The 7622-nt window shown below is 55.5% G+C and carries 6 protein-coding genes and 1 other RNA gene; 2 read left to right on the plus strand and 5 right to left on the minus strand.

Features of this window, described 5'->3' with window-relative positions; all coding sequences use genetic code 11:
* Positions 1-211 precede the first annotated feature (211 nt).
* On the plus strand, positions 212-676 hold the full coding sequence (locus VZP09_RS17760; RefSeq protein ID WP_004150939.1) for an OB-fold putative lipoprotein: 465 nt from the start codon (positions 212-214) through the stop codon (positions 674-676).
* 229 nt (positions 677-905) lie between these two features.
* Here the strand turns inward: VZP09_RS17760 and rnpB are convergent.
* From rnpB to VZP09_RS17785, 5 genes are all read right to left on the minus strand, one after another.
* An RNA gene (rnpB, locus tag VZP09_RS17765) (RNase P RNA component class A) lies at positions 906-1288 on the minus strand.
* A 32-nt stretch (positions 1289-1320) separates the two neighbouring features.
* Complete coding sequence (garK, locus tag VZP09_RS17770) at positions 1321-2466, minus strand: glycerate 2-kinase (RefSeq protein ID WP_328795311.1); 1146 nt, start codon at positions 2464-2466, stop codon at positions 1321-1323.
* A 64-nt stretch (positions 2467-2530) separates the two neighbouring features.
* The gene (gene garR, locus VZP09_RS17775; RefSeq protein ID WP_328795312.1) at positions 2531-3421 is read right to left on the minus strand and encodes a 2-hydroxy-3-oxopropionate reductase; all 891 of its coding nucleotides are present in this window, start codon (positions 3419-3421) and stop codon (positions 2531-2533) included.
* 26 nt (positions 3422-3447) lie between these two features.
* The gene (gene garL / locus VZP09_RS17780) at positions 3448-4218 is read right to left on the minus strand and encodes a 2-dehydro-3-deoxyglucarate aldolase (protein ID WP_328795313.1); all 771 of its coding nucleotides are present in this window, start codon (positions 4216-4218) and stop codon (positions 3448-3450) included.
* Between the two features lie 26 nt (positions 4219-4244).
* Positions 4245-5576 carry an MFS transporter gene (locus VZP09_RS17785; protein ID WP_004149911.1) on the minus strand — a complete coding sequence of 444 codons (1332 nt, stop codon included), beginning with the start codon at positions 5574-5576 and terminating at the stop codon, positions 4245-4247.
* A gap of 392 nt (positions 5577-5968) precedes the next feature.
* Between VZP09_RS17785 and garD the strand changes: the two genes are divergently transcribed.
* Positions 5969-7540, plus strand: a complete 1572-nt coding sequence (gene garD, locus VZP09_RS17790) for a galactarate dehydratase (RefSeq protein ID WP_002917960.1) — start codon at positions 5969-5971, stop codon at positions 7538-7540.
* Positions 7541-7622: the final 82 nt, after the last annotated feature.

Below are 7622 nucleotides of genomic sequence, written 5' to 3' on the forward strand. Positions count from 1 at the left end.
TCCACAGCACTAATATACTTCACTAAAACATATAAAATATGAATACCGTGTTAACTTATATAGTTGACGCCCTAACATCACCAGGTTTTATTTTAACTTCAACAGCAAGCAAAATATTTGACAGTGGTGACTTTTNCTTTAATTTAATTAGCGCATATTACGTTATCCAGCGCATCAAGGATATCATTTAAAAATAGATAAGGAGATTGAGATGTTATTACGTTTTCGCGTATTACCGCTGGTTTTTGTCATCTCGCTGTTAAGCGGCTGCGGCCTGGCTTCTAAAGCCTTTTATTCCGCGGGAGACAAATTATTTCAACCCGGAGATGACGCCGTCGCTTCGATGCAGACGTATTCAGTGGCTCAGTTCCTGCAGCCGTTTACTCTCAACCCGGCGAAGGCCAGCAGCGATTATCTGGGTAAATGGGTCAAGGTACGCGGGGTGATTGTCGACATTCGTCGGAAGAGCGGTATCGCCGGCAGCTACTATTTTATCGTGACCATGCGAGATGAACAGAATAAAACGGATAAACGTCTTACCTTTAATTTTGGCTCGCATAACAGCGCAGACGTAGAGGCTTTAAGCAACGGCAGCGTCGCCACGATCGTCGGCCAGGTTCATCAGGTGCAAGATTCCACGATCCCGACGCTACAGAATCCTAAGGTGGTTAAATAACGGTAGCTGACCGATAAGCCGCCTTCTTTTGGTATAGCGTCGTGGACAGCCATTCATCCGCGTCACGGGTTCAGATAGCAAAAACCCCGCCGGAGCGGGGTTTTGACATAAAAAAGGTGAAACTGACCGATAAGCCGCGTTCTTTTGGTATAGCGTCGTGGACAGTCATTCATCCTTTCTCCGCTATTCGAATAGCAAAAACCCCGCCGAAGCGGGGTTTTTGCGTAAAAGGTGAAACTGACCGATAAGCCGGGTTCTGTCGTGGACAGTCATTCATCTAGGCCAGCAATCGCTCACTGGCTCAAGCAGCCTACCCGGGTTCAGTACGGGCCGTACCTTATGAACCCCTATTTGGCCTTGCTCCGGGTGGAGTTTACCGTGCCGCGGACTGTTACCAGCCGCGCGGTGCGCTCTTACCGCACCCTTTCACCCTTACCTGATCCCGCTTGCGCGGGCCATCGGCGGTTTGCTCTCTGTTGCACTGGTCGTGGGCTGTGACACCCCCCAGGCGTTACCTGGCACCTTGCCCTATGGAGCCCGGACTTTCCTCCCCTCCGCCCGTCTCCCCCCGAAGGAGGACGACGACGAAGCGGCGACTGTCTGGTCAGCTTCGGCGCGCAGTATAGAGGGTTTACCGCCCGTTGTCATCCCTCAGTGGTCATCCCAACCTGCAGGGTGGCAGCAATATTACGCGACGCGCGGTAAATATTATCAAACGCCCCGCGAAATGCCTCTTCCAGCGTCGAAACGGAAGTTAACACGCTGAATACGGCATCGATACCGTGCTGGTGAACCACGCCGACATCGTGAGTCAGGCTGCCAGCAATACCGATCACCGGCTTACGGTATTTCTTCGCCACCCGGGCCACCCCCACCGGCACCTTACCGTGAACAGACTGGCTATCGAGCCGCCCTTCCCCGGTGACCACCAGTGAGCAGTCATGGATTTGTTCTTCCAGCTTCAGCGCCTCGGTAACGATCTCAATCCCGCTGCGCAGCTCCGCATTGAGAAAGGCCATCAGCGCCGCACCCATGCCGCCGGCCGCTCCCGCGCCGGGGATCGACTTCACGTCCACCTGCAGCGACGTCTTAATGACGTCGGCATAATGCGCCAGATTACGATCCAGCTCGACGATCATCGCCTCGGTCGCCCCTTTCTGTGGGCCAAAGATCCGCGACGCCCCACGCTCGCCTACCAGCGGATTGGTAACATCGCAGGCCACGTGGATCATCCTGTCACGTAAGCGCGGATCGATGGCGGAAAGATCGATCCGGCTCAGACGGCTCAAACTGCCCCCGCCATGGCCGATCTCTTGTCCCTCGGCGTCACAGAGGCGGGCGCCTAGCGCCTGCATCATACCCGCCCCACCGTCGTTGGTCGCACTACCGCCGATGCCGATAATGATCCGTTCCGCACCATGCTCCAGCGCCTGTAATATTAGCTCCCCGGTACCCCGTGAAGTGGTGATGAGCGGGTTACGTTTGTCGGGCGGAACGAGCCCCAGACCGCTGGCTGCCGCCATCTCAATAAACGCGGTGACGCCGTCGCCGGACATGCCCCAGCAGGCCTTCACTCTCTCACCCAGCGGACCCGTTACCCATGCGAAATGTTCCTTTCCCTGGGTGGCGGCAATCATGGCTTCCACCGTCCCCTNGCCGCCGTCGGCGACGGGCAGGGAAACATACTGTGCATCAGGGAAAATTTCCCGAAATCCTTTTTCTATCGCCTGAGCTACCTCGCTGGCAGAAAGGCTTTCTTTGTAAGAGTCTGGGGCAATGACGATTTTCATAATTTTGTAGCCTGACAGTGCCGCGCAAGGCAAGCATAACAGGGCGCGCAGGGCGCCCTTCTTGTTAGCGAGTGACTTCCACTTTCGCCAGTTTTTCGTAATAGCACGCCAGCGCGCTATGGTCTGCAGTGCCGAGACCGTCCGCGCGCAGCGCNTGCATCATCTCCATCACCGCCGCCGTCAGCGGCAGTTGGGCGCCCACGCCGTGTGAGGTATCCAACGCATTGGCCAGATCTTTAATATGCAGGTCGATACGGAAACCCGGTTTGAAGTTACGGTCCATCACCATCGGGGCTTTCGCATCCAGCACGGTACTGCCCGCCAGACCGCCGCGAATAGCCTGATAAACCAGATCCGGATTGACGCCGGCTTTAGTCGCCAGGGTCAGCGCTTCAGACATCGCCGCGATGTTCAGCGCGACAATCACCTGGTTAGCCAGTTTGGTGACGTTGCCCGCGCCAATATCGCCGGTATGCACTACGGAGCCGGCCATCGCTTTCATCAGATCGTAGTATTTATCGAAGATCGCTTTATCGCCGCCGACCATGACCGACAGCGTGCCGTCGATGGCTTTCGGTTCGCCGCCGCTCACCGGCGCATCCAGCATATCAATACCTTTGGCTTTCAGCGCTTCGCTGATTTCCCGACTCGCCAGCGGCGCAATGGAGCTCATATCGATCACTACGGTGCCCGGTTTCGCCCCTTCAATAATGCCGTTTTCACCCAGCGCCACCTCTTTAACATGCGGAGAGTTCGGCAGCATGGTGATGATCACCTCGCACTGTTCGGCAATCGCTTTCGGCGTCGTCGCGGTCTCAGCGCCAGCGGCGATCACGTCGGCAATCGCTTCCGGGTTACGGTCAGACACCACCAGCGAGTAACCCGCTTTCAGCAAATTTTTGCTCATCGGTTTGCCCATAATGCCAAGACCGATAAAACCTACTTTGATTGTCATAATGTTCTCTCTCTTCATCCTGGTGATTATTTTTTAAACGCGTCGGCAAGTTTCTGGGTTGCAGAACGGAAGACGCCCAGATCGCTGCCAACGGCGACGAAGGTCGCGCCCCATTCCAGATANCGGCGCGNATCGGCTTCCACTGGCGCCAGAATGCCGCTTGGCTTACCGTGCTTCTTCGCGCTGGCGAAGATATGTTGGATAGCGCGCTGCACCTCAGGATGGGCGGCATTGCCCAAATGGCCTAAGGCGGCGGCCAGGTCGCTCGGGCCGACAAACACACCGTCCACGCCCTCGGTCGCGGCAATCGCCTCGACGTTGTCCACTCCGGTCTGGCTCTCAATCTGCACCAGAATGGAAATGTTCTTGTTGGACTGGGCGAAGTAGTCCGGCACGGTGCCAAACATATTGCCGCGGTGGGAAACGGAGACCCCGCGGATCCCTTCCGGCGGATAACGGGTCGAAGCCACCGCCTGCGCCGCCTGTTCAGCCGTCTCGACAAACGGCACCAGGAAGTTATAGAAGCCGATGTCCAGCATGCGCTTGATGATGATGGGTTCATTGGTCGGCACACGGACTACCTGCGCGCTGGAACTACCTTTCAGGGCCATCAGCTGCGGAATGAGCGTGGTGACGTCGTTTGGCGCGTGTTCCGCGTCCAGCACCAGCCAGTCGAACCCCGCCAGACCTAGCACCTCGGTGCTAATCGGGTTAGCCAAAGCGCACCAGCAGCCAATCTGCACCTGATGCGTCGCCAGCGCGGCCTTAAATTTGTTCGGAAAAATTGCGTTATCCATGATTTTTACCTTGCGTTAATCGTTGCTTACTTCTGCAATTCCATACGTTTGATATCGCCAACCACAAACAGGTAGCAGACCATCATCATCAGCGCGGAGCCGCCAACAAAAATCAGTGCGCCATTAAATGAGTGCAGTTCGCTCACGATGTAGCCAATAACCAGCGGCGTGGCGATCGAGGCCACATTGCCAAAGACGTTGAATACCCCGCCGCACAGGCCAACAATCTCCTTCGGCGCGACATCCGAGATGACCGGCCAGCCCAGCGCGCCAAAGCCTTTGCCAAAGAACGCCAGCGCCATCAGCGTAATGACCAGCGGCGTGCTGGCCGTGTAGTTACACAGGATGATGGACGACGCCAGCAGCATTCCCAGCACAATGGGCAGCTTACGCGCAAAAGTCAGCGTGCAGCCGCGGCCAATCAGATAATCCGAAAACAGCCCGCCCAGTACGCCGCCAGCAAAGCCAAACAGCGCCGGAATCGAAGCCACAAACCCCACTTTCAGAATCGACATTCCCTTGTCCTGCACGAGGTAGATCGGAAACCACGTCAGGAAGAACCATGTAATGGTATTCAGGAAATACTGACCGAAAAATACGCCTAACATCATTCGGTTAGTCAGCAACTGGCGGATATAGTCCATCTTCGGCCCGGCCGCCGGGGTGGCCTCTTTTTTATGGTCCATATCGACCACTGCGCCGCCTTCTGAGATATATTTCAGCTCCGCGGCCGACATTCGCGGATGATCGGTGGGGTTATGCACAAACTTCACCCAGATGATGGTGAGCACAAACCCTATTATCCCCATCACGGTAAAGACATGTTCCCAGCCCAGCGCGAAGGTCAGCCAGCCGAGCAGCGGCGAGAACAGAGCCAGCGAGAAGTACTGAGCGGCATTAAAGATAGCTGAAGCCGTACCCCGCTCTTTGGCCGGAAACCAGGCCGCCACAATGCGGGCGTTGGCGGGAAACGAGGGCGCTTCGGAAAAGCCCAGCATAAAACGCATAAAGAACATGGAGACCCCGGCCCAGGCGAGCGGGAACACATCAATAAAGCCTTGCAGGAAGGTAAACAGTGACCAGAAAAACAGACTGTATGAATAAACCTTTTTCGAGCCAAATTTATCCAGCAGCCAGCCGCCAGGGATCTGCATCAGCAGATAAGCCCAGCCGAAGGCGGAAAAAATGTATCCCATCGACACCGCGCTGAGCCCCAGCTCTTTCGCAACTTCAGTACCGGCGATAGACAAGGTCGCGCGGTCGCCATAGTTCACTGCCGTCACCACAAATATCATCAACAGAATTAAATAGCGGGTCGGTATTCCTTTTTTTTCATCTAATGTAGAATCCAGAATCATTTAGACATTCCTCGGGCACAGAACACCTTTTATAATTTTTTTAAGTGGCTTCTGATTTATTTAAAAGACGATATTGAAACTGTCTATTCGCATATCGATCACCTCAAAAACATGACTCAGTATAATCAGCACGCCCCCGCCAGACACTATGCATACCCACAATATAAAGTTATTATTTAAAGCCATAATTGTGCTTATGCCATAAGTCATGGGCGCTAATCCACACTTCTTACGATTGCCTGCCCTGCAGAGGTTAGCGTCATAAAAAGGAGTGATGCCGATCACATTTTAAAATCAACTCAGCTGACATCCTTTATTCCATCATACTGATACGTAGCAAATGAATTAACGTTTTATTTTATTATTAGCACCTGTTTGGAGATGACTGGACAATGGCTGACATTGCAATTCGACAACAATCGCCGACCGCGTTTTATATTAAAGTTGACCCGACAGATAATGTGGCGATTATTGTCAACGATCGCGGCTTAACCGCCGGAACGCGTTTCCCGGACGGCCTGACGCTCGTCGAGCATATCCCGCAGGGTCACAAAGTTGCCCTGGTGGATATCCCCGCCCATGGTGAAATCATCCGCTACGGCGAAGTCATTGGCTATGCCGTACGCGATATCCCGCAGGGAAGCTGGATTGACGAGTCGCTGGTGGAGCTGCCCACCGCCCCGCCGCTGAATACCCTGCCGCTGGCCACTAAAGTGCCTGAACCGCTACCGCCGCTGGAAGGTTACACCTTCGAAGGCTACCGCAATGCTGACGGCAGCGTGGGTACCAAGAATCTGCTGGGTATTACCACCAGCGTGCACTGCGTCGCTGGCGTGGTCGATTACGTGGTGAAAATCATTGAACGCGACCTGCTGCCAAACTATCCCAACGTCGATGGCGTGGTGGGCCTGAATCATCTCTACGGCTGCGGCGTGGCGATTAATGCGCCGGCGGCGGTAGTGCCGATTCGCACCATTCATAATATCGCCCTCAACCCAAACTTCGGCGGCGAGGTGATGGTCATTGGCCTCGGCTGTGAGAAGCTGCAGCCGGAACGCCTGCTGCAGGGCACGGAAGACGTCAAAAGTATCCCGGTGGACAGCGCCAGCATCGTCAGCCTGCAGGATGAAAAGCATGTTGGTTTTAAATCGATGGTCGATGACATTCTGCAGGTCGCCGAGCGCCACCTGGCGAAACTGAACCAGCGCCAGCGGGAAACCTGCCCGGCCTCTGAGCTGGTGGTCGGGATGCAGTGCGGCGGCAGCGACGCCTTTTCAGGCGTGACCGCCAACCCGGCGGTAGGTTACGCGTCCGACCTGCTGGTGCGCTGCGGCGCGACGGTGATGTTCTCAGAAGTGACCGAAGTACGCGACGCCATTCATCTGTTGACGCCGCGGGCGATTAACGAAGAGGTCGGTAAACGTCTGCTGGAAGAGATGGCCTGGTACGATAACTATCTTGATATGGGCAAAACCGACCGCAGCGCCAACCCCTCCCCCGGCAACAAGAAAGGCGGTCTGGCCAACGTGGTGGAAAAAGCGCTGGGGTCGATTGCCAAATCAGGGAAAAGCGCCATCGTTGAGGTGCTCTCTCCGGGGCAGCGTCCGACCAAACGCGGCCTCATTTACGCCGCAACCCCCGCCAGCGATTTTGTCTGCGGCACCCAGCAGGTAGCCTCTGGCATCACGGTGCAGGTATTCACCACCGGTCGCGGTACGCCGTACGGACTGATGGCGGTACCGGTGATAAAAATGGCGACCCGTACCGAGCTGGCCAACCGCTGGTATGACTTAATGGACATTAACGCCGGGACCATCGCCACTGGCGAAGAGACGATTGAGGATGTCGGGCGGAAGCTGTTCGAATTTATTCTCGACGTCGCCAGCGGACGCAAAAAAACCTTCTCCGATCAATGGGGCCTGCACAACCAGCTGGCGGTATTTAACCCGGCGCCGGTAACCTGATCGAGAGCGTAAGGATTTAACCACTTTTAGCCCGGATCTATCCGGGCTTGTTGGTTAGGGATGCTGGGCGGCAAGAAAAGCG

Origin of the sequence: Klebsiella sp. EMBS2024 (assembly GCF_036233805.1) — a bacterium.
GTDB lineage: Bacteria > Pseudomonadota > Gammaproteobacteria > Enterobacterales > Enterobacteriaceae > Klebsiella > Klebsiella pneumoniae.

Excerpts from the sequence above, each read along its gene's own strand:
- VZP09_RS17760 (WP_004150939.1), top strand. The coding sequence starts at position 212 with ATGTTATTACGTTTTCGCGTATTACCGCTGGTTTTTGTCATCTCGCTG.
- VZP09_RS17785 (WP_004149911.1), bottom strand. The coding sequence starts at position 5,576 with ATGATTCTGGATTCTACATTAGATGAAAAAAAAGGAATACCGACCCGC.
- garD (WP_002917960.1), top strand. The coding sequence starts at position 5,969 with ATGGCTGACATTGCAATTCGACAACAATCGCCGACCGCGTTTTATATT.